Source organism: Micromonospora tarapacensis (assembly GCF_019697375.1).
GTDB lineage: Bacteria > Actinomycetota > Actinomycetes > Mycobacteriales > Micromonosporaceae > Micromonospora > Micromonospora tarapacensis.
The window spans coordinates 133,218-154,663 of record NZ_JAHCDI010000001.1; the positions used below are offsets into that span (position 1 = coordinate 133,218).

Annotated in this window: 14 protein-coding genes and 4 pseudogenes; 9 read left to right on the forward strand and 9 right to left on the reverse strand. The window is 75.0% G+C overall.

Annotated elements, in window-relative coordinates:
• Positions 1–7: 7 nt before the first annotated feature.
• From KIF24_RS00590 to KIF24_RS00605, 4 genes and pseudogenes are all read right to left on the reverse strand, one after another.
• A pseudogene (locus KIF24_RS00590) lies at positions 8–3,389 on the reverse strand (error-prone DNA polymerase).
• Positions 3,390–3,473: 84 nt separating this feature from the next.
• A pseudogene (locus KIF24_RS00595) lies at positions 3,474–5,193 on the reverse strand (DNA polymerase Y family protein).
• A pseudogene (locus KIF24_RS00600) lies at positions 5,193–5,914 on the reverse strand (hypothetical protein). Before KIF24_RS00600 ends, KIF24_RS00595 begins: the two co-directional pseudogenes overlap by 1 nt.
• Positions 5,915–6,059: 145 nt before the next feature.
• Complete coding sequence (locus KIF24_RS00605) at positions 6,060–6,509, reverse strand: SAV_6107 family HEPN domain-containing protein (protein ID WP_221082276.1); 450 nt, start codon at positions 6,507–6,509, stop codon at positions 6,060–6,062.
• Positions 6,510–7,185: 676 nt separating this feature from the next.
• Between KIF24_RS00605 and KIF24_RS00615 the strand changes: the two genes are divergently transcribed.
• The 5 genes and pseudogenes from KIF24_RS00615 to KIF24_RS00635 all read left to right on the forward strand — a co-directional run bounded on the left by KIF24_RS00615 (position 7,186) and on the right by KIF24_RS00635 (position 11,984).
• Positions 7,186–7,929, forward strand: a complete 744-nt coding sequence (locus KIF24_RS00615) for a monooxygenase (RefSeq protein ID WP_221082277.1) — start codon at positions 7,186–7,188, stop codon at positions 7,927–7,929.
• Entirely contained in the window at positions 7,926–8,492 is a 567-nt protein-coding gene (locus KIF24_RS00620) for a GNAT family N-acetyltransferase (protein WP_221082278.1), read from the forward strand. The genes KIF24_RS00615 and KIF24_RS00620 overlap by 4 nt, the downstream gene beginning before the upstream one ends.
• A complete protein-coding gene (locus tag KIF24_RS00625) occupies positions 8,489–9,355 on the forward strand; it encodes a carotenoid biosynthesis protein (protein WP_221082279.1) in 867 nt (288 codons plus the stop codon). The genes KIF24_RS00620 and KIF24_RS00625 overlap by 4 nt, the downstream gene beginning before the upstream one ends.
• Entirely contained in the window at positions 9,352–10,479 is a 1,128-nt protein-coding gene (locus KIF24_RS00630; RefSeq protein WP_221082280.1) for a glycosyltransferase, read from the forward strand. The genes KIF24_RS00625 and KIF24_RS00630 overlap by 4 nt, the downstream gene beginning before the upstream one ends.
• A gap of 19 nt (positions 10,480–10,498) precedes the next feature.
• Positions 10,499–11,984, forward strand: a pseudogene (locus tag KIF24_RS00635) (phytoene desaturase family protein).
• Position 11,985: 1 nt separating this feature from the next.
• Here the strand turns inward: KIF24_RS00635 and KIF24_RS00640 are convergent.
• Together KIF24_RS00640 and metF are read right to left on the reverse strand one after the other, a co-directional pair.
• A complete protein-coding gene (locus KIF24_RS00640; protein WP_221082281.1) occupies positions 11,986–12,675 on the reverse strand; it encodes a CDP-alcohol phosphatidyltransferase family protein in 690 nt (229 codons plus the stop codon).
• A gap of 43 nt (positions 12,676–12,718) precedes the next feature.
• Positions 12,719–13,636: a methylenetetrahydrofolate reductase [NAD(P)H] gene (metF, locus tag KIF24_RS00645; protein WP_221082282.1), complete on the reverse strand. Its 918-nt coding sequence runs from the start codon at positions 13,634–13,636 to the stop codon at positions 12,719–12,721.
• A gap of 240 nt (positions 13,637–13,876) precedes the next feature.
• Between metF and KIF24_RS00650 the strand changes: the two genes are divergently transcribed.
• Both KIF24_RS00650 and KIF24_RS00655 read left to right on the forward strand, forming a co-directional pair.
• Complete coding sequence (locus tag KIF24_RS00650) at positions 13,877–14,251, forward strand: helix-turn-helix domain-containing protein (protein WP_221082283.1); 375 nt, start codon at positions 13,877–13,879, stop codon at positions 14,249–14,251.
• Between the two features lie 9 nt (positions 14,252–14,260).
• Positions 14,261–15,343, forward strand: coding sequence for a polyprenyl synthetase family protein (locus tag KIF24_RS00655; protein WP_221082284.1), 1,083 nt, complete (start codon positions 14,261–14,263; stop codon positions 15,341–15,343).
• 70 nt (positions 15,344–15,413) lie between these two features.
• Here KIF24_RS00655 and KIF24_RS00660 read toward each other — a convergent pair whose 3' ends face one another.
• Positions 15,414–15,797 carry an Rv2175c family DNA-binding protein gene (locus KIF24_RS00660; protein ID WP_221082285.1) on the reverse strand — a complete coding sequence of 128 codons (384 nt, stop codon included), beginning with the start codon at positions 15,795–15,797 and terminating at the stop codon, positions 15,414–15,416.
• Between the two features lie 165 nt (positions 15,798–15,962).
• On the opposite strand from KIF24_RS00660, the gene pknB reads away from it, so the two are divergent.
• Together pknB and KIF24_RS00670 are read left to right on the forward strand one after the other, a co-directional pair.
• Complete coding sequence (pknB, locus tag KIF24_RS00665) at positions 15,963–17,951, forward strand: Stk1 family PASTA domain-containing Ser/Thr kinase (RefSeq protein WP_221082286.1); 1,989 nt, start codon at positions 15,963–15,965, stop codon at positions 17,949–17,951.
• Positions 17,952–17,953: 2 nt separating this feature from the next.
• A complete protein-coding gene (locus KIF24_RS00670; protein ID WP_221082309.1) occupies positions 17,954–18,832 on the forward strand; it encodes a deoxyribonuclease IV in 879 nt (292 codons plus the stop codon).
• Between the two features lie 55 nt (positions 18,833–18,887).
• Here the strand turns inward: KIF24_RS00670 and KIF24_RS00675 are convergent, their stop codons facing one another.
• Together KIF24_RS00675 and KIF24_RS00680 are read right to left on the reverse strand one after the other, a co-directional pair.
• Positions 18,888–19,916 carry a threonine aldolase family protein gene (locus KIF24_RS00675; RefSeq protein ID WP_221082287.1) on the reverse strand — a complete coding sequence of 343 codons (1,029 nt, stop codon included), beginning with the start codon at positions 19,914–19,916 and terminating at the stop codon, positions 18,888–18,890.
• Positions 19,917–19,954: 38 nt separating this feature from the next.
• Positions 19,955–21,361 carry a class II 3-deoxy-7-phosphoheptulonate synthase gene (locus KIF24_RS00680; protein WP_221082288.1) on the reverse strand — a complete coding sequence of 469 codons (1,407 nt, stop codon included), beginning with the start codon at positions 21,359–21,361 and terminating at the stop codon, positions 19,955–19,957.
• Positions 21,362–21,446 lie beyond the last annotated feature (85 nt).

Sequence of the window (21,446 nt, forward strand, 5' to 3'; positions counted from 1 at the left end):
CCGCCGGTCAGCGGAAGTCGCGGGAGGCGGGGCTGACCGGCGGCTCGATCGCCTCCAGCCGGTCGGCGACCAGGTTGACCACCCCCTCGTGCCGCTGCAACCGCCCCCGCACCACCAGGGCCGCGCTGGTGCGGGCCACCCGCCGGTGCCGCTGCCAGAGCCCCGGCGAGCAGGTGACGTTGAGCATGCCGGTCTCGTCCTCCAGGTTGAGGAAGGTGACCCCGCCCGCGGTCGCCGGCCGCTGCCGATGGGTGACGATCCCGCCGACCCGGATCCGCCGGCCCGGCTGCACCCGCCCCAACCGGTCGATCGGCACCGCGCCCAGCGCGTCCAGCTGGGCACGGATGAACCGGGCCGGATGGCTCTCCGGCGACAGTCCGGTGGCCCACACGTCGGCGACCAGCCGGTCCACCGCCTCCATCCCGGGCAGGGTCGGCGCCGTCGTGCCGATCACCGTGCCGGGCAGCCGGCCCGGCCGGTCCTGCGCCGCCGCGCCGGCCACCCAGAGCGCCTGCCGCCGGGTCAGCCCGAAACAGGCGAAGGCGTCGGCGGTGGCCAGCGCCTCCAGCTGCGCGGCGGTCAGACCCACCCGCCGGGCCAGATCCGGCAGATCGCGGTACGGACCGCCCGCCGCCCGCTCGGCCTCGATCCGCTCGGCCACCGGATCGCCGAGGGTACGCACGCTGGACAGCCCGAGCCGCACGGCCGGCCCGCCCAGCCCCAGGCGTGCGGCGGCTCCCCCGGCTGGCTGCCCCAGCGGCTCTGCGGGGTGGATTCCAGCACCGGCTTCGCGCCGCTGGCGTTGACGTCCGGACGGCGTACCTCCACACCGTGCCGGCGGGCGTCGTCGACCAGGGTCTGCGGCGAGTAGAAGCCCATCGGTTGGGCGCTCAGCAGCGCGGCCAGGAACGGGCCCGGGTGGTAGCGCTTGAGCCAGGAACTGGCGTAGACCAGGTAGGCGAAGCTCATCGCGTGGCTCTCCGGAAAGCCGTAGCTGGCGAACGCGGTGAGCTTGCGGTAGACGTCGTCGGCCAGCTCGCCGGTGATGCCCCGTTCCGCCATGCCCTGGTAGAGCCGGTCGGCGATCCGCTCCATCCGCCGCACCGACCGCTTGGCGCCCATCGCCCGGCGCAGCTGGTCGGCCTCGGCCGCGTCGAAGCCGGCCAGGTCGATGGCGAGCTGCATCAGCTGCTCCTGGAACAGCGGCACACCGAGGGTCTTCTCCAGTGCGTTGCGCATCAGCGGATGCGGGTAGGTCACCGGCTCCTGCCCGTTCTTGCGCCGGATGTACGGGTGCACCGAGCCGCCCTGGATCGGGCCGGGCCGGATCAGCGCCACCTCGACCACCAGGTCGTAGAACTCGCGGGGCCGCAGCCGGGGCAGGGTGGCCATCTGGGCCCGGCTCTCCACCTGGAACACCCCGACCGAGTCGGCCCGGCAGAGCATGTCGTAGACCTCGGGATCGTCCAGCGTCATGCCGCCCAGGTCCAGGCTCATCCCGATCATGTCGTAGCCGTAGTGCAGCGCCGACAGCATGCCCAGGCCGAGCAGGTCGAACTTGACCAGGCCGACGGCGGCGCAGTCGTCCTTGTCCCACTGGAGCACGCTGCGCCCGGGCATCCGCCCCCACTCCACCGGGCAGACCTCGATCACCGGCCGGTCGCAGATCACCATGCCGCCGGAGTGGATGCCCAGGTGCCGGGGGAAGGTCTGGAGTTCGTTGGCGTACGCGACCACCTGCTCGGGGATCTCCGGCACGTCCACCGTGGCCACCTCGCCCCACCGGTCGATCTGCTTGCTCCACGCGTCCTGCTGGCCCGGCGGGAAACCGAACGCCTTGGCCACGTCCCGCACCGCCGACCGGGGCCGGTAGGAGATCACGTTGGCCACCTGGGCGGTGTGCTCCCGGCCGTACCGGGCGTAGACGTGCTGGATCACCTCCTCCCGGCGGTCGGACTCGATGTCCACGTCGATGTCGGGCGGGCCGTCGCGTTCGGGGGCCAGGAACCGCTCGAACAGCAGCCGGTGCCGGACCGCGTCCACGTTGGTGATCCGCAGCGCGTAGCAGACCGCCGAGTTCGCCGCCGAGCCCCGGCCCTGGCAGTAGATGCCCTCCCGCCGGCAGAAGTCGACGATGTCGTAGACCACCAGGAAGTAGCCGGGGAAGCCCAACTCCTCGATCATGTTCAGCTCGTGGTCAAGCTGCGCGTACGCCCGCGGGTGCGCCTCGGGTGGGCCGTAGCGTTCCCGCGCGCCCCGCTCGGTGAGGTGGCGCAGCCAGCTCATCTCGGAGTGCCCCGGCGGCACCGGGTACGCCGGCAGCTGCGGCGCGACGAGCTGAAGGTCGAAGGCGAGTTCCGCGCCGAACTCGGCGGCCCGGGCCACCGCACCGGGGTAGGCGGCGAACCGGGCCGCCATCTCGGCGCCGTCGCGCAGGTGGGCGGTGCCCGCGGCGGGCAGCCAGCCGTCGATCTCGTCCAGGCTGCGCCGGGCGCGTACCGCGGCCAGCGTGGTGGCCAGCCGGCGCCGCCCCGGGGTGGCGTAGTGCACGTTGTTGGTGGCCACCGTCGGCAGCCCGGCGGCGTCGGCCAGCTCGGCCAGCGCGTCGTTGCGGTCGCCGTCGACCGGGTGCCCGTGGTCGGTCAGCTCCACCGCCACCGTCTCCGCGCCGAACAGCGCGGTGAGCCGGTCCAACTCGCGGGCTGCCGCGTCGACCCCCTCGGTGAGCAGCGCGGCCGGCACGTGTCCCTTGCGACAGCCGGTGAGCACCAGCACGTGGTCACGCAGGTCGGCGGCGATCTCCTCCAACTCGCCGTAGGCCGGACGGCCCTTCTCCCCGCCCCGCAGCTGGGCGCGGGCGATGGTCGCGGCCAGCCGGGCGTACCCCTCGTGGCCGTGGGCCAGCACCAGCAGGTGGCTGCCGTGCGGGTCGGGTATCCCGTTCTGCGGGCCGGACAGGCCGAGGGACAGCTCCGCCCCGAAGATCGTCGGCAGCCCCAGCGCGCGGGCCGCCTCGGCGAAGCGCACCACGCCGTAGAGGCCGTCGTGGTCGGTGACGGCGAGCGCGGTGAGCCCCAACCGGACGGCCTCCTCGGCCAGTTCCTCCGGATGGCTGGCACCGTCGAGGAAACTGAAGTTGGTGTGCGCGTGCAGTTCGGCGTACGGCACCGCGCCGTCGGGGCGGGTCAGCTCCGGTGGGCGGTAGTGCTCCCGACGCCGGCTCCAGGCGGGCGAGTCGCCGCCGTCGGCGTCGACCGCGAGGGATCCACCACGTGCAGGTGCCGCCCGGCGGCTCCCCGCCCGCCGCGGCGTCCCCCCTTCCCACCGGGCTTCCCGGAGAGCACCCGCTCCAACTCCGACCAGGGCAACTGCGGATTGTGGAAACTCACCGGCCCACCGCCGGGATCCTGGTGACCGGCCCTCCTCCGGGCTGTCCTCCCCCGGGCCGCAACGTACCAAGATCTAGATCTGCCTCAGTCATAGCTCGCCTCCACCAGCCATCGGCCTCCCTCGACGGCGAGCAGCAGCGCGCCGCCGCCGGCCAGGCGGACCTGGAACCGGGCTCGCCGACGCGCCACCGCCGGGTCCCACCACCGCTCGTCGACCGGCCACGGGCCGGCCCAGCCGACGATCTCAGCCGACATCCCCCTGCCGATGGCAGCGATGGCCTCCGCCGCCGTACCGATGATCAGCCGAGCCGGCGGGGCGCTCACCGCCAACCGCGCGCTCACCACGACCGGCGCCCCGGTGGCGTCGAGCACGCTCGCCGCGAGCGGGACGGGCAGCACCACCGCCGGCGAGGGTGGCGGCAACCGACCCGGCCAGGGCGGTGCGGCGTGCCCCGAACCTGCCCGCCGACCGCCGGCCCGGCCCGACCGGGGCTCGGCGGCCGGACCGGCGCCGGTCGGCCACGGCCCCCACCGGGACGCTCGACGGGCTCGCCCGGCAGCGACGCGATGCCGGGACGGGACGGCAGCCGTTCGTCGCCCCAGGGCACCAGCCGCGTCTGGTCGGCCGGCGACCGCCCACCGCCGAGCACCGCGGTGACCACCGCCTCGGGGCCGAGCAGGCCCTGCACCCGGCTCAGTGCCCGGTGTGCCCGCTCGCGTTCCGCGCCGGTCTCGCCCCACAGCCCGGGTTGCAGACCGGCCTGGGCGAGCACCCCGTCGGGCACCAGCCGCAGTCGGATGATCCCGGCGGTGGGGCGGTCCGGCCGGTCGCCGCGACGGCCACCGGAGAGCCACCCGTCCAGCTGCCAGCGGACCCGGTCGGCGATCGCCGCGGCGGTGAGCAGGCCGTCGTGCCGCCAGACCCGGTGCAGCTCCTGGCCGTGCGCGGTGACCGCCTCGATGCCCAGCCGGGTGCAGGCCAACCCGTACCCGGCGAGTCGTTCGTGCAGCCGCTCGGCCAGCGTCCGGGCCGCGAACGCCGCGACGTCGACGCGGTCGATCGGCTCGTCGAGGTCGACGGTGACCGTCAGGTCGTCGGGCGGGCGCCGCACCGCGAGTGGCCGATCATCCCGCCCGGCGGCCAGCCGGTGGGCCAGCGCCCCGTCGAACCCGAACCGGGCCAGCACGTCGCCGGCGGGCAGCGCCGCGAAGTCGCCGAGCGTACGCATCCCGAGCCGACGCAGCAGGTCGGTCAGGGCGGGGCGGCCGAGGGCCTCGACGGGCTGGCCGGCCAGGAACTCCGGCGTCCCGCCGGGGGCACGATCCGCCCCTGGCGGGCGGCCAGCCCGGCGGCGAAGACCCCGGCGGCGACGCCGACCTGGCTCTCCACCGCGCAACTCTGTGCGACGTGCTCGACGATCCGCTCGGCGGCGGCCTCCTCGCCACCCAGATAGCGGCTCGGCCCCCGGGCGGCCAGTGCGCAGGCCCCCGGGCGGATCACCTCGACCCCGACCGCCACCTCCTCGACCGCGGCCACCACCGGCTCGAACGCACGGGCGTCCCGGCCGAGGTCGTGGTCGACGACGGTGAGCTGGGGGCAGCGTCCCTGCGCCTCCCGCCGCCGCAGCCCTCGGCGCACGCCCTCGGCGCGGGCCTGCTCGGAGCAGGCGATCACCCGGTTGGCGTGCAGCACCGCGACCGGGCCGGTGGCGGGCACCCCGTCGACGATCTCGGCGGCGAGAACCGGCCAGTCCGGGCACCACAGCAGCAGCGTCCGCGCCGGCTCGCCGCCCCGCCCGCTCATCACGGAACCACCACCCGCAACCGGCCGGCACCCGGCCGGCCGCCGGCGGGTCGACCGGGGACGACCCGGGTCAACTCGTCACCGGGCAACCAGACCTTGGCCTCCTTGGGGCGGGCCGCCGCGCCCCGCCCGCGGGCCGAGACGGTCACCTCGCGTCGGCGCAGCCGCCCCGCCCCACCCCGAGCCCGTCCCAGACCCCACGGACCACCTGGAGCGTCACGTCCGCGCCGTCCCACCGGCCGTACGGCACAAGCACGCAGCCGCGTTGCCGGGCCCGCGCGGCCAGCCGGTCGGCGACGGAGGCGGCGACGGTGGACGGCACCGCGGTGACCACCACGTCGAGCCCGTCGATCAGCGCGGCGACGACGGTGGGCCATTCCGGCCCGGGCCGGGGCACCAGGGCGAGCCGGTCCAGGGCGATCCCGGCCTCGGCCGCCGCCCCGGCCCCGAACGTCGGCACCCCGACCACGGCACACCAGGAGCCGGCGCGGGATGCCTCGGCGAGCAGCGCGAGGAGCAACGACGTGGTGCCGCCGCCGTGCCGGGTCTGCCCGACGCCGACCGCGATCGTGCTGCCGCGCCGCAACCCCCGGCCGGGCAGCAACCCGGTCAGCTCGGGCCGCACCGGCAGCACCCGATGCCCACCCGCCGGGTCGGGTGCGCTGGCCGGGCGTACCAGCCCGGCCAGCGCGGCGGAACCGACCACCATCCGGCCCGCCATCGGAACTACCCCCGGTCGTCTCGCCACGGCCACCGGCCCATGGATGGTGCTGTCGTGGATCAGAAGGTGATCAGAGAAGGACGTGCGTGGCGGGGCGGCGTCCGGCCACCCTGGGGTCCCGCCGGTGGTGGCCGGACGCCGCGACTCAGGCGACGAGACCGTCGATCGCCGGCTGGTGCGACAGGCCGAGCGTCAACTCCACCACCGTCACGAACTCCTCGGCGGCGCGGAGCAGGTCGTCGGCCTCCCGGGCGGTGACCACCCGGGGGATGCCGGCCTCGGCGGCGGCCCGCTTACCGGCGCCGATGGCGAAGTAGTTGGCCCACTCGTCGAGCTCGGGGGCGACGCTGGCGAGCAGGACCCAGACGCTGGTGATCCGGTGGCGCCGGGTGGGTGCGGGGCGGGCGCGGGCGGCGAGCACCGCGGCGGCGGCGCGCAGGGCCGCCAGGTGGGCGGCGGCGTACCGCAGGCCGTCGGGGTTGGTCCGGGCGGCCTCGGCAAGCCCGTGCCGGGCCACCGCGAGCAACTGGACGGGAGTGCGGTGCGGCAGCACGTGCGCGGGCACCGTCGGCGCCTGGGCCGGACTGGTCGGCATGGTCTCTCCTCCAGGTGGACCGGGCGGGCGGGCCACGCGGCGGAGTCGGATCCGTCGGCGCGGACACCCGCGGCGGGCGGTGCGGAGGAAGACGCACCAGGTGGTGGCCGGCCGGGTGCGGAGCTTCCCCACACCACACCCGGCCGGCGTACCGGCGGGTCCGTCGTCCGCCGCCCGGGGGTCGGTGGGCGGCGGACGACGGTCCTGCCTGACGGGTCCGGACTCGCGACTGCCCGGAGCCCCGGTGCGGTCCGCGGCACCGCACCTCCTGAGGGCCGGTGCCGCGAAACACCCGCCCCCGAGGGGGTTGGAACGAACGTCCGAGGCAATCGAACACTCGTTCTAACTGCTGCTGACAGTACACCCTCCCGCCGACAAAAATGCAACGCGCGCGACGCACCAACCACGGCGTCCCACCCGCTCTCGGCGATCATGCGGTTCTGGTGCCAAGAAGCTCCGTGAACGCCCCGCTTGTCAGGCACCAGAACTCCAAGATCGGCGCGCCGACCCTGGCCCGAACCGCGTGGCCGGCCGCACCGGCTGCCCGGGTACCGGGAAGAATGTGCGGTATGCAGTCACACCCCAACGTCCGGGCGGCGCGGGACGCGCTCGACGGCGCGCACGCCCGGGACGGCTCCGGCGTGCCCGCCGTCGTCCGTCTCCTGCCCGACGTGGCGTGAACGAGCCGGAAAGCGTCCCGGAGTTGGTCACCCTGCACGTGTGGCGAGTCCCCGGGAGCGCCCTGGGCCGGGCGCTGACCCGGATGGCGGTCGACCCGCGCCGGCTGCGCGCAATGCCCGGCGTACGGTTCGGCAAGCTGCTCGGCACCGGGACCGGGACCGGCTTCGGGCCGGGCGACGCCGACCTGACCCGTTGGGCGGCGCTGACGGTGTGGGACTCCCCCGCCGCGGCCACCCGGTTCGCCGACTCGACGGTGGGGCGGGCCTGGTCCGGCCTCGCCCGAGCCGGCGCCCGGCTCGACCTACGGCCGCTGACCAGCCGGGGTGCCTGGTCCGGCCGGCGGCCGTTCGGCGATCCCACCGGCGGCCGGGTCACCGGCCCGGTGCTGGCACTGACCCGGGCCCGGTTGCGCCCGGCCCGGGCGCTCACCTTCTGGCGGGCGGTCCCGCCGGTCGCCGCCGCGCTGCCCGACGCACCCGGGCTGCTGGCCCGCTTCGGCGTCGGCGAGGCACCCCTGGGCTGGCAGGGCACGGTGAGCGTGTGGCGTGATCCAACGGATCTCGTGGCGTTCGCGTACCGTCACCCGCAGCATCGGGCGGCGATCATCCGGACGGAGACCGAGCGGTGGTACGCGGAGGAACTCTTCGCGCGGTTCGAGGTGCGTGACGTGGTCGGCGACCGGACGGTGCTGGGGTGGGTCACCGACGACGGTGGCCCGGCGAAGGGTGGACGGGCATGAGGTTGGTTCGGTGGACACCGGACGATCTCCTCCGGCGGCTGGACGACGTGGTGGCCGTCTACGGCGAGGCGATGGGCTACCGCGCCGACCTGCTGGAGGCCCGTCGCGGCTACATCGCCACCCACGTACGCCGGCCCGGCTTCCGCGCCGTCGCCAGCCTGACCAGCGAGGGCCGCCTGGCCGGCTTCGGCTACGGCTATGTCGGCGGCCCCGGCCAGTGGTGGCACGACCAGGTCTGGCGGGCGCTGGACCCGGTCACCCGGCAGCGCTGGCTCACCGACTGCTTCGAGGTGGTCGAGCTGCACGTCCGGCCGCCGGCCCAGGGGCACGGCCTGGGCGCCGGGCAGCTGCGCGCCCTGCTGACCATGGCCGACGGGACGACCACGCTGCTGTCCACCCCGGAGGCCGACGAGGGCACCTCGCGGGCCTGGCGGCTGTACCGCCGGTTCGGCTTCGTCGACGTGCTGCGCGACTTCCGCTTCCCCGGCGACGAGCGCCTGTTCGGAGTGCTCGGCCGGGACCTGCCCCTGCCGGCGCCGACGCACCCGCCCGCCCGGCCGTGAACGGAAGGTCACCGGCCAGGGTCTGCTCCTGGGCGCTGCTGGCCCTGTTGGTGCTGGCGCAGATCTGCTACCCGCTGACCGGCGGGACGGCCCGGGCCCGGCTGACGGTGGCCACCGTCGTGCTCGGTTACCTGCTCTCGGTCGGTCACGCGCTGACCAGCCGCGGGCCACGGGCGGCGGCGGCGCTGGTCGCGGTGGCCACCGGCGGCGGGTTCGCCATCGAGGCGCTCGGGGTGGCCACCGGCTTCCCGTTCGGCAGCTACGACTACTCCGGCCAGCTCGGCCCGAAGCTGGCCGGGGTGCCGTTGATCATCCCCCTGGCCTGGACCTGGATGGCCTGGCCGGCCTGGCTGGTGGCGGTCCGGCTCACCGGCGGGCGACGGATCAGCGGGTTCCGCGCCGGGCCGGCGGCGCGATGGCGGTGGCCGGGGCGGATCGCGCTGGCCACGGTCGGACTGGCCGCCTGGGACCTCTTCCTCGACCCGCAGATGGTGGCCGAGGGCCACTGGGTGTGGCGGGACCCCACCCCGGCGCTGCCCGGCCTGCCCGGCATCCCGGTCAGCAACTACCTGGGCTGGTTGCTGTTCGCGGTGCTGATGACGACCGCGCTGCGCCCGCTCGCCGGGTCCGCCGTGGCCACCACCGACGCCCGCGACCATCCGATGTACGCGCTCTACCTGTGGACGTACGGCTCCAGCGTGCTGGCCCACGCGGTCTTCCTCGACCTGCCCGCCTCGGCGCTGTGGGGTGCGGCCGGCATGGCGGTGGTCGCGGTGCCGCTGGCGGTCACCCTGCTGCGGACCCGCCGGGCCGACCACCGCGACGCCGGCTCGCCGCGATCCCCGGTCGACGTCGCGGCATGACCGCCGCACTCGTCCTGCTGTGCGGTGTCGCCGCGCTGACCGCGCACACCGTGGTCAACGCCGGCCGGTGGCTGCGCCGCCCGACCGACCGGCCGGTGGCGGTCACCGAGGCGGTGACGGTGCTGCTGCCGCTGCGCGACGAGGCCACCCGGGTCACCCCGTGCCTGCGCGCCCTGCTCGCCCAGCGCGGCGTGCCCGGGCTGCGGGTCGTGGTGCTCGACGACGGCTCGGGCGACGGCACCGCCGACGTGGTCCGCGCGGTGGCCGCCGACGACCCCCGGGTCACCCTGCTCACCGGTGCCGCCCCGCCACCGGGCTGGCTGGGCAAGCCGCACGCCTGCTGGCAGCTGGCCAACCGTGCCGAGGAGTCGGCCACCGTGTTGGTCTTCGTGGACGCCGACGTGGTGCTCGGCCCGTACGCCGTGGCGGCGGCGGTCACCGAACTGCGCGCCGCCGGGGCGACGCTGCTGTCGCCGTACCCTCGGATCGTGGTGCGGACGGCGGCCGACCGGCTGGTGCAGCCGCTGTTGCAGTGGCTGTGGCTGACCTTCCTGCCGCTGCGGGCGATGGAGCGCTCGCCACGGCCGTCGCTGGCCGCGGCCGGTGGGCAGTTCCTGGCCGTGGACCGGGCCGGCTACCTGCGGGCCGGCGGGCACGCGGCGGTCGCCGACCGGGTGCTGGAGGACATCGAACTGGCCCGCGCGGTGAAGCGGTCGGGCGGCCGGATCGCCCTCGCCGACGGCTCCCGGCTGGCCAACTGCCGGATGTACGCGGACTGGCCGCAGCTGCGCGACGGCTACACCAAGTCGCTCTGGGCCTCGTTCGGGCACCCGGTCGCCGCCGCCGTGGTGCTGGCCCTGCTGCTCCTGCTCTACACCGCGCCACCACTGGTCGCCGTCGCCGCGCTGCTCGCCGGCGCACCGGCGGTGGCCGGCGTCGCCCTCCTGGCGTACCTGGTGGGGGTGGCCGGGCGGATGGTCAGCGCCCGGGCCACCGGCGGGCGGTCGTGGCCCGACGCGCTGGGCCACCCCGTTTCGGTGGCGGTCCTCGGTTGGTTGACCCTGCGGTCGTACCATCTGCGCAAGCGGCGGCGCCTGTCCTGGCGCGGCCGGCCGGTGGGCTAGGGCCCTGGAGGGCGCGGGTATGGCGCGGATCGTGGTCGTCGGCGCCGGCGTGGGTGGGCTGGCCGCCGCCGCCCGGCTGGCCGTCACCGGGCACCAGGTGACCATCCTGGAACGCGCCGAGGTGGTCGGCGGCAAGCTGGGGCGGCACACCCGGGACACCCCCGAGGGTTCGTTCCACTTCGACACCGGCCCCAGCCTGCTCACTCTGCCCGAGGTCTGCCACGAGCTGTTCGAGGCGACCGGCGCCAAGCTCGACGAGTATCTCGACCTGGTACCGCTGGACCCGATCGTGCGGCATGTCTTTCCCGGCGGCGGCCCGGTGCTCGACTCGTGCGCCGATCCGGCCGACTTCACCGCCCGGATCGGCGCGGCCCTCGGTGACCGGGCCGCCGCCGACTGGCAGCGGCTGTGGCGGCGCGCCGCCCGGGTGTGGCGGGCCTCCGAACGCGACATCCTGCGCCGCCGGATCGACTCCCCCGCGACCTGGCCCGGCTGGCCTGGCGGCTGGGCGACCTGGCCGCGATCCGGCCGGGGCAGAGCCTCCGCGGGCTGGGTCGCGCCCTGCTGTCCGACCCACGGCTGCGGATGCTGCTGGACCGCTACGCCACCTACGCCGGCGCCGACCCGCGCCACGCGCCGGCCGCACTGGTCGCGGTCCCCTACGCCGAGCTGACCTCCGGCGGCTGGTACCTGCGCGGCGGGCTCGGCACCCTCGCCGACGCGCTGCTGTCGCGCTGCCTGGACCTCGGCGTGGTCGTGCGGACCGGTGCCGCGGTCACCCGGATCGACGCCGTGGGCGGCCGGGTGCATGGGGTACGCGTCGCCGACCAGACCGCCCCGGTCCCCGCCGACGTGGTGGTGGCCAACGTCGACGCGCTCACCGTATACCGGGACCTGCTGCCCGACCCGCGCCGGCTGGCCGGGCTCACCGACCGCAGCCTGGCCGGCTTCGTGCTGCTGCTCGGCGTACGCGGCGACTCGGGGCTGGCCCACCACAACGTCTTCTTCCCGGGCGACTACGACGCCGAGTTCGACGCGGTCTTCGGCGATCCGGGGCGGGGGGTACGGGCCCGACCGGCCGCCGACCCGACGGTCTTCGTCACCGTCGCGGCCGACCCGGCCGTCCGCCCGTCCGGGCACGAGGCGTGGTTCGTGCTGGTCAACGCCGCCCGTCAGGGCACCGCGCCGGGGCGGTCGACTGGCGCCGGCCGGGGTTGGCGCAGGCGTACGCCGACCGGATCCTCGACGTGCTGGCCGACCGTGGGGCGGACGTGCGCGACCGGCTGCTGTTCCGCGACGTCCGCACCCCGGCCGACCTGGCCACGGCCACCGGCGCGCCGGGCGGCACCATCTACGGCACCGCCGGCGGCCTGCTCCGCCCGGCCAATCGGGGGCCGGCCCGCGGCCTGTGGCTGGTCGGCGGCTCCAGCCACCCGGGCGGCGGCCTGCCGATGGTGACCCTGTCCGCGCAGATCGTCGCCGACGCGATCGGCCCAGCCTGGTAGGTCAACCGGCGTCGAGCAGCGCCCGGCGGACTGCGGAGAGCAACTGCCCCAGCCCGAAGGCGGCCAGCAGCACCCAGACCGCGGTCGCCATGGTGATGGTGCCGGCCGCCAGGTCGGCTTGGACCAGCCCGGTCAGGCCGGCCAGCAGCAGCCCGGCCACGGCCACGCAGACCCGGGTGGGCCGCTCCCCCACGGTGACCGCGCCGATCTCCCGCATGCCGGCGGCGACCGCGCGGGCCCGGGCGTACTCGTGCAGCCAGGACAGCGCGCCGCCGGCCGCCACCAGCGCACCCGGCGCGCCGACCAGCCAGAACGCCACCAGCCAGGCGGCCTCGCCGAGCCGGTCGGCCAGCGAGTCGTAGACGTAGCCGAGCCGGGTGGTGCGGCCGGTGGTCACCGCCACCGCCCCGTCGACGCTGTCGGCGACCGAGGCGAGCAGCACGAACAGCGCGCCCAGGAACGGCCCGTCACCGGGCCGGACCGCGAGCAGCGGTACGCAGAGGCAGAGCAGCACCCCGACCACCGTCACCGCGGTCGGGCCGACCCGCAGCCGGCCCAGCAGGAACCCGAGGTGGTAGGAGAAGCGCAGCCAGCCGCGTACCACCGGGGTGGCGGCCCGGGGATCGAATCCGCCGTGCAGCCGGGCCCACGCCGTGGCGTACTCGTTCCAGTTCAGCTGTCTGCCCACCACGGTTCAACCGTCACGGCGGCGCTGAGGTGTCGCGCGCCGGGTGTCACGTCGCGGCGCTCACCCGCAGGTTCTGCCAGATCTCCCGGGTCGCGGTGGACCGGTTGAAGGTGATGAAGTGGATCCCGGGGACCCCCTCGTCGAGCAGCCGCCGGCACATCTCGCTGGTCTGCTCGATGCCGAGCCGGCGGACCGCCTCCGGATCGTCGGCGACCCGCTCGAACCGGGCGGCCAGCACCGGCGGGAAGGGCGCCCCGGACAGCTGCTCCGAGCGTTCGATGGTGCCGATCCGGGTCACCGGCATCACCCCGGCCAGGATCGGGGTGTCGCAGCCGGCCGCGGCCACCCGGTCGCGCAGGCGGAGGTACTCGTCGGCGTCGAAGAACATCTGGGTGATCGCGAACTCGGCCCCGGCCCGGCACTTGCGGATGAAGTGCCCGGTGTCGGTGGCGACGTCCGGCGAACGCGGGTGACGGTACGGGAAGGCGGCGACGCCGACGCTGAAGTCGCCGGAGCGGCGGACCAGGCGGACCAGATCCTCGGCGTAGTGCACGCCCTCGGGGTGCGGTATCCACTCGCCGGTGGGGTCACCGGGCGGGTCACCGCGTACCACCAGCACGTTGCGCACGCCGGCACCGGCCAGCCGGCCGATCACGTGCCGCAGCTCGGCGACGGAGTGGTTGACCGCGGTCAGGTGCGCCATCGGCAGCAGGGTGGTCTCGGTGGCGATCCGTTCGGTGACCGCGACGGTGGTGTCCCGGGTGGAGCCGCCGGCGCCGTAGGTGATCGAGACGAACGAGGGTCGCAACGGCTCCAGCTCGCGGATGGCCTGCCAGAGCTGCCGCTCGCCCTGCTCCGTCTTCGGCGGCATGAACTCGAAGGAGAAGGTCGGCTGGCAGTCGCGGACCAGCTCCCCGATCGCCGGTTGCGGATTCGGGAGGACCGAGGGAAGACCGAGCGCCACGCACCGACTCTAGCGGGCCGGGCCGGGCATCCCCACCGGCTTCCCAGCGGCAGGGACGGCGCGGCGGCCGGCGCGCGGCCGGGAAACCGTCGTACCCGCGGGGTACTCCTGTGCCAGCGCCGGTGCGGTCGAGACCGCACCGGGGGCCGCGCGGGGGTCAGCGTCCGACCGGTGGCGTACCGGCACCGTCCCTGGCGGGGCGGCCGGGGCCACCGCCGCGCCGAGCCGTCCGGAGGACCCATGTCCCCGTCCCCGCCCGACCCGCCGATGACCGGCCCGGTGGTGGCCCGGCTACGGCGTGCCCGGGGCTGGAGCCAGTCCCGGCTCGCCGCCGAACTCTGCGCCGCCGCCGGCGTGTCCACGCTGAGCCGGCACGAGATCTCGCGCTGGGAGCGCCAGGTGCGCGCGCCCGGACGCTTCTGGCGCGGCTGGCTCACCCAGGTCCTTCCGGCACCGGGCGACCCGCGGACGCACGCCGCGACCGGTGGCCGCGACCGCCCGGCCGCCCGGCGCACCCGACCGGGCACCGCCGCACCGACCGCCCGGCCCCTGAGCAGCCGGACCACGACGCGCCGGGGGCCGGGTGGGTCGGCGCGTCGCGGCCCGACCCATTAGCGTCGGGACGTGACCCACGCTGCTCCCGTTTCCCCCGTCGACCGTGCCAGCCTGCGCCAGCGGGTCGACCGGGCACTGTCGGACTTCCTCGCCGGCCGTCGCGCCTGGATGACCGGCGTCGACGACGCACTGGTGCCGGTCGCCGAGGCGATCGAGGCGTTCGTGCTGGGCGGGGGCAAGCGGCTGCGGCCGGCCTTCGCCTACTGGGGATACCGGGGCGCCGGCGGGGTGGACACCGACCCGGTGGTGACCGCCCTCGCCGCGCTGGAGTTCGTCCAGGCCAGCGCCCTGATCCACGACGACCTGATGGACCGCTCGGACACCCGCCGGGGCGAACCGGCGGTGCACCGGCGGTTCGCCGCCCGGCACCGGTCGGCCGGCTGGGGCGGCGATCCGGACGGTTTCGGTGACGCCGCGGCGATCCTGCTGGGCGATCTCTGCCTGGTCTGGTCCGACGAGCTGCTGCACTCCGCCGGGCTCGACGCCCGGGCGGTGGCCCGCGCCCGGCCGGACTTCGACGAGATGCGCACCGAGGTCACCGTCGGGCAGTACCTCGACGTGTTGACCCAGGCCACCGGCGACACCTCGGTGGAACGGGCCGGCAAGGTCGCGCGGTACAAGTCGGCGAAGTACACCGTGGAGCGACCGCTGCTGATCGGCGCGGCGCTGGCCGACGCGCCCGCCGACGTACGCATCGCCTACTCGGCGTACGGCCTGCCGCTGGGCGAGGCGTTCCAGCTGCGCGACGACGTGCTGGGGGTCTTCGGCGACCCGGCGCAGACCGGCAAGCCGGCCGGCGACGACCTGCGCGAGGGCAAGCGGACCTACCTGGTGGCGGCGGCACTGGAGGCGACCGACGAGACCGGCCGTGCGCTGCTGCTCGGCGGGCTCGGCGACGCGGAGCTGGACGCCGCCGGGGTGGCCCGGCTGCGGGAGCTGATCGTCGCCACGGGCGCGCTGGCCCGTACGGAGCAGCGCATCGTCACGCTTACCGACTCCGCGCTCGCCGCGCTGACCGCCGTCGACCTGGACACCGAGGCCCGCCAGGCCCTGGTCGACCTGGCCATCGCCGCCACCCGCCGCGCCGACTGAGCCACCCGCAGGGCGCCCGTCCGGCGTCGCGGTCCGTAGACGGCCGGCGGGTCCGCAGACGGCCGGCGGGTCAGAAGCCCAGGGCCTGGGCTCGGCGCTTGACCTCTCGGGCGTGGTCGCCGGCGAGGGCCGCGGCGGGGGTACCGCCGGACAGCGTGTCGTCGGGCTCGTAGAGCCAGCGCAGTGCGGCCTCGTCGTCGTAGCCCGCGTCGGTCAGCAGGGTGAGCACGCCGGGCAGGTGTTTGAGCACGATGCTGTTGGCCACCAGGTCGGCCGGGATCCGGCGGACGCCGTCGCGGCGTACCGCGAGCAACTCCCGGTCGCGGATCATCTGGTGGATCTTGCTGATCGGCAGGTCGAGCCGCTCGGCGACGTCCGGCAGGGTCAACCAGCCCGCCGCGGCGGCGGGGTCGGCCCCGGGCACGGCGGCCTCGGTGGGTACGGAGTCGGTCACGCGCAACACCCTGCCACGCCACCCCGGCCTCCGGCCAACGACCTCCCGACAGTGGTGCCGAGCAGGGCGAACAGTGATCATCTGCGGGCGGGCGAACCCGCCGGAGCCCACCCGGCGGTAGCATCCTGTTCAACCTTCATCCCCCGACACATAGACTGCCTGCCGATGGACACACAGGTCGCCGACACGTTGCTGGGCTCGCTGATCGACGGGCGCTACCGCATTCGCGGTCGCGTGGCCCGTGGCGGCATGGCGACCGTGTACACCGCCACGGACGAGCGGCTCGAACGCACCGTGGCCGTAAAGATCATCCACTCCACACAGAGTCCACCGGGCCAGACCGGTCCGCCCGGCTTCGTCGACCGGTTCACCGACGAGGCCAAGACCATCGCCCGGCTCACCCATCCCAACGTGGTGGCGGTCTACGACCAGGGCACCCACGCCGGGCGGCCCTACCTGGTCATGGAGTACGTCCGCGGGCGCACCCTGCGCGAGGTGCTGGCCGAGCGGCGCCGACTGAACCCGGACGAGGCGCTGGCCATCACCGAGCAGATGCTCGCCGCGATCGCCGCCGCCCACCGGGCCGGGCTGGTGCACCGGGACGTCAAGCCGGAGAACGTGCTGGTCGCCGAGGCGCCCAGCGGTGGTCCCGCCAACCTCGTCGACAGTGTGGTCAAGGTGACCGACTTCGGGCTGGCCCGGGCGGTCGAGGCGAGCACCGACCACGACAGCGGCAACCAGTTGATGGCCACCGTGGCGTACGTCGCCCCCGAACTGGTCACCGACGGCCGCGCCGACGCCCGCACCGACGTCTACTCGACCGGCATCGTGCTGTTCGAGATGCTCACCGGCCGGGTGCCGTACGACGGTGACCGGCCGATCGACATCGCCTGGCAGCACGTCGACCGCGATGTCCCGGCACCGTCGACGCTGGTGCCCGGCCTGCCGAGGGTGCTCGACGACCTGGTCGCCCGGGCCACCCGGCGCGACCCGGCGGCCCGCCCGTCCGACGCCGGCACCCTGCTGTCCACGGTGCAGGTGGCCCGGGACGGCCTCGGCGACCGGAACACCCAGACCACGACGCTCACCCCGGTCCCCGACGGCCCGGCGGTCTCCCAGCCCACGATGGTGGTGGCGACGGTCCGACCGACCGACCGGCCGACCTGGGCCCGGTTGCCGGAGGGCGCCCCGCCCACCCGTGGTCGGCGCCGGGCCGCCCCGAGCGGCGGCGACGGCCTGCGCTCCCGACTGGCGACGCTGGGTGCCCGGCTGTCCGGCGAGTGGAACGGACGCCTCGCCGTCGCCGTCGTGGTCGTGGTGCTCGGTCTGCTGGCCGCGCTCGGCGGCTGGTGGTTCGGGGTGGGCCGCTACACCACCGCCCCGCAACTGGTGAGCATGAGCAAGGCCGAGGCCCAGGCGCAGGCCGCGCAGGGTGGCTTCACCCTGCGATACGGCGAGCCGCGCCACGACGACCAGGTCCCACGCGACGGTGTGGTGGATCAGAACCCCGCCTCGGCCGGCCGGATCCTCAAGGGTGGCGTCATCACTGTGACCCTGTCCCTGGGGCCGGAGCGCTTCCCGGTGCCGGACGTGGTCGGCAAGGAGTTCGACCTGGCCGAGGCGGATCTGGCCAGCGCCCAACTGGAGGTCGTCAAGGGCGCCGCCCGCTACGACGACGGCCTGCCGGAGGGTGTGGTGGTGGCCACCAAGCCGGAGGCGGGCAAGGAGGTCAAGCCGGGCGACGAGATCACCGTCTTCCTCAGCAAGGGTCGGGCCCCGATCACGGTGCCGAACCTGGTCGGCAAGAGCCTCAACGACGCCCGGGCGCAGATCGCGCAGCTCGACCTGGTGCTGGTGGAACCGACGTACAAGCAGTCCGACAAGCCGCGCGACGAGGTGATCGGGCAGAGCCCGGCCGACGGCGGCGGTGTGGAGCGGGGTGCCCAGATCCGGCTTGAGGTCAGTGAGGGGCCACCGCTGGTGACCGTGCCCCGCGTCGTCGACCTGCCCTGCCAGCAGGCAAAGCAGGTGCTGGAGAGCCAGGGATTCCCGGTGACCGTGCAGTTCAACCCGAACGCCGTCACCCGGTTCCAGAATCCGAACGAGAACGCCCAGGTGCCCCCGGGCACCCAGATCACCATCGGGTGCTTCTGATGATGACGGACCCGGGCGCCGGGCGCCGGCCGATCGGCTCGCACACGCCCGCCTCGGGTGGGCTGGCGAAGGCGGCGCTGCCTTACCTCGACGCCACCGGCTCCGAGGTGGCGCAGGTCTACGTCGGCAACTCCCGTGGCTGGGCGACGCCGGCCGGTGATCCGACGCAGGACGCGCTGTTCCGCGACGGCTGCGCCGAGCGGGGCGTCGCGGCCTACATCCACGCGTCGTTGCTGGTGAACCTCGGTTCCCCGACCGCGTTGACGGTCGAGCGGTCGGTGGGTGCCCTCGCCCACGCGTTGCGCCGGGGCACCGCGATCGGTGCCCGCGCGGTGGTCTTCCACGCCGGCAGCGCGGTGGACGCCGGGCATGCCGAGACCGCGATGCGGCAGGTACGCGAGTCGCTGCTGCCGCTGCTGGACTCGGCCGCCGAGGCTGGCGGGCCGATGCTGCTGGTCGAGCCCAGCGCCGGCGGTGGCCGGTCGCTGGCCTGCCGGGTGGAGCAACTCGGGCCGTACCTCGACGCGGTGGACCGACATCCCTGGCTCGGCGTCTGCTTCGACACCTGCCACGCCTGGGCCGCCGGGCACGACCTGGCCGCCGAGGGCGGCATGACCGCCACGCTGGACACCCTGATCGCCACCGTCGGGGCGGACCGGCTGCGACTGGTGCACGCCAACGACTCGAAGGACCTGTGCGGCTCCACCCGCGACCGGCACGAGAACATCGGCAAGGGCACGATCGGTGAGCCCGCCTTCGCCGAGTTGATGCGCCACCCGGCCACGGCCGGCGTCCCGGTCCTGGTCGAGACCCCCACCGAACGTCACGAGGGGCACGCCGCCGACATCGCCACCCTCCGCCGCCTCGTCCCGGGCGGCTGATCAGGAGGCTCGGGTTTCCCCGGGTGACGCGAACCTCCTGATCGACGGGAGCGGGTCAGCGGCGGAGGATCCCGCTGAGGGTGACGGCGGCGTGGTCCACCGCGGCGCCGTCGACGTCCAGGTGGGTGACCAGGCGGGCGGTGCGGGGACCGAGCACGGAGATCAGTACGCCCTCGGCGCGGGCGGCGGCGGCGAGGGCGGGAGCGTCCAGCGGCGCCTTGGTCAGGTCCAGCGGCACCAGGTTGGTGCGTACGGTGCCGGCCAGCACCCCGAACCGAGCGATCGCCTCCGCCAGCCGGGCCGCCTTGGCGTGATCGGCGGCGAGCCGGTCGACATGGTGGGCCAGGGCGTAGCGCCCGGCGGCGGCCAGGATGCCGGCCTGCCGCAGCCCGCCGCCCATCCGCTTGCGGATCACGCGGGCCCGCGTGATCCGGTCGGCGGCGCCGACGACCAGTGAGCCGACCGGTGCGCCGAGTCCCTTGGACAGGCAGACCGACAGGGTGTCGAACAACGCGCCGTAGTCGGCCAGCGGCACCCCGTCGGCGACGTGGGCGTGCCAGATCCGGGCGCCGTCGCAGTGCAGCGCCACCTGCGCGGCGTCGGCGACCCGGCGCAGCTCGCGCAGCGTGTCGAAGGGGATCACCCCACCGCCACCACGGTTGTGGGTCTGTTCCACGGCGATCGCCCGGGTGGGCACCGCCCAGTAGCCGTCGGGGCGGATCATGCCGGCGACCACGTCGGGGTCGAGCTGGCCGCCCGCCGCGGACCAGGTCCGCGAGGTGACGCCGCCGTATGCGGCGGCGGCACCCATCTCGTACGTGACCACGTGCGCGTCGGCGTCACAGAGCAGCTCCGCGCCCGGCGGCACCAGCAGTTGCAGGGCGATCTGGTTGGCCATCGACCCGCTCGGGCAGAACAGCGCCGCCTCGTGCCCGAACAGCGCGGCGACCTCTGCCTCCAGGGCGTTGACCGTCGGGTCCTCGCCGTAGACGTCGTCACCGACCTCGGCGGTGGCCATCGCCTCGCGCATCCCCGCGGTGGGCCGGGTCACCGTGTCCGACCGCAGGTCGACCAGATCAGCCACGGTCATCCTTTCGACCGCCGACTGTGGGGCTCGCAAGCTCAGCCACGGAGCATCTCCGCCACCAGGAAGGCCAGCTCCAGCGACTGCTGGGTGTTCAGCCGCGGATCGCAGGCGGTCTCGTACCGGTCGGGCAGGTCGAGGTCGGCGATGTTCTGGGCGCCACCGAGGCACTCGGTGACGTCCTCGCCGGTCAGCTCGACGTGCAGGCCGCCCGGGTGGGTGTCCAGGCCGCGGTGCACCTCGAAGTAGCCCAGCACCTCGTCGACGATCCGGTCGAAGTGTCGCGTCTTGTAGCCGTTGGACGACTCGTGGGTGTTGCCGTGCATCGGGTCGCACTGCCACACCACCTTGGCACCCGCGGCGCTCACCTTGGCCACGATCGGCGGCAGCGCGTCGCGGACCTTGTGGTTGCCCATCCGGCTGATCAGCGTGAGCCGACCCGGGATGTTCTCCGGGTTCAGCTTCTCGCACAGCTCGATCGCCTCGTCCGGCGTGGTGGTCGGGCCGAGCTTGACCCCGATCGGGTTGGCGATGCGGGAGATGAAGTCGATGTGCGCGCCGTCGATCTGCCGGGTGCGCTCGCCGATCCACAGGAAGTGCCCGGACAGCCCGTACGCACGGCGCCCGGAGACCCGGGTCAGCGCCCGGTCGTACTCCAGGGCCAGGGCCTCGTGCGAGCAGTAGAGGGTGACCGTCCGCAACGCGTCGTCGTCGGTCATCCCGCAGGCGCGGATGAAGGCCAGAGCCCGGTCGATCTCCCGGGCGATCGCCTCGTACCGCTCGCCGGCCGGGGAGTTGCGCACGAAGCCCTTGTTCCAGTCGTGCACGGCGTGCAGGTCGGCCAGCCCGCCGGCGAGGTAGGCGCGGAGCATGTTCATCGCGGCGGCCGAGTTCGCGTACGCCCGGATCATCCGCTGCGGGTCGGCGACCCTCGCCTCCGGCGTGGTCTCCAGCGAGTTGATCATGTCACCCCGGTAGGCCAGCAGGCCACGGGCGTCGGTCGGCAGCGACCGGGGCTTGGTGTACTGCCCGGCGACCCGGGCGACCTTGACCACCGGCAGCGAGGCACCGTAGGTGAGCACGATCGCCATCTGCAGCAGCGTGCGGGCGTTGGCCAGCAGGTGACTCTCGGTGTTGTCGGCGAAGGTCTCGGCGCAGTCGCCGCCCTGCAACAGGAACGCCCTGCCCTCGCAGACCAGCGCGAGGCGCTGGCGCAACTGGTCGACCTCGTAGGGCGCGACGACCGACGGCACCGTGTCGAGCACCTTGCAGACCTCGGCGACCTGGGCCTGGTCCGGCCAGGGCGGGGTCTGGGCGCGCGGCAGTTCCCGCCAGCGGTCCAGGCCGAGGGCCTCGTCCTCGGCGGAGTCGACGGTCGGACGGCTGGTCTGCAGCACCGGGCTACCCACCGCCGGATGACTCAGCTGATGCCACTCATGGCGCATGACGTTCAGCGTACGGCGATCGGCCGGGTGGGCGACCGGCGAGGGGCCCGGTTCCGGCAGATGGACGACCTTGGGCGGCGGCGCA

Excerpts from the sequence above, each read along its gene's own strand:
- KIF24_RS00605 (WP_221082276.1), bottom strand. The coding sequence starts at position 6,509 with ATGCCGACCAGTCCGGCCCAGGCGCCGACGGTGCCCGCGCACGTGCTG.
- KIF24_RS00620 (WP_221082278.1), top strand. The coding sequence starts at position 7,926 with ATGAGGTTGGTTCGGTGGACACCGGACGATCTCCTCCGGCGGCTGGAC.
- KIF24_RS00630 (WP_221082280.1), top strand. The coding sequence starts at position 9,352 with ATGACCGCCGCACTCGTCCTGCTGTGCGGTGTCGCCGCGCTGACCGCG.
- KIF24_RS00650 (WP_221082283.1), top strand. The coding sequence starts at position 13,877 with ATGTCCCCGTCCCCGCCCGACCCGCCGATGACCGGCCCGGTGGTGGCC.
- pknB (WP_221082286.1), top strand. The coding sequence starts at position 15,963 with ATGGACACACAGGTCGCCGACACGTTGCTGGGCTCGCTGATCGACGGG.
- KIF24_RS00670 (WP_221082309.1), top strand. The coding sequence starts at position 17,954 with ATGACGGACCCGGGCGCCGGGCGCCGGCCGATCGGCTCGCACACGCCC.
- KIF24_RS00680 (WP_221082288.1), bottom strand. The coding sequence starts at position 21,361 with ATGCGCCATGAGTGGCATCAGCTGAGTCATCCGGCGGTGGGTAGCCCG.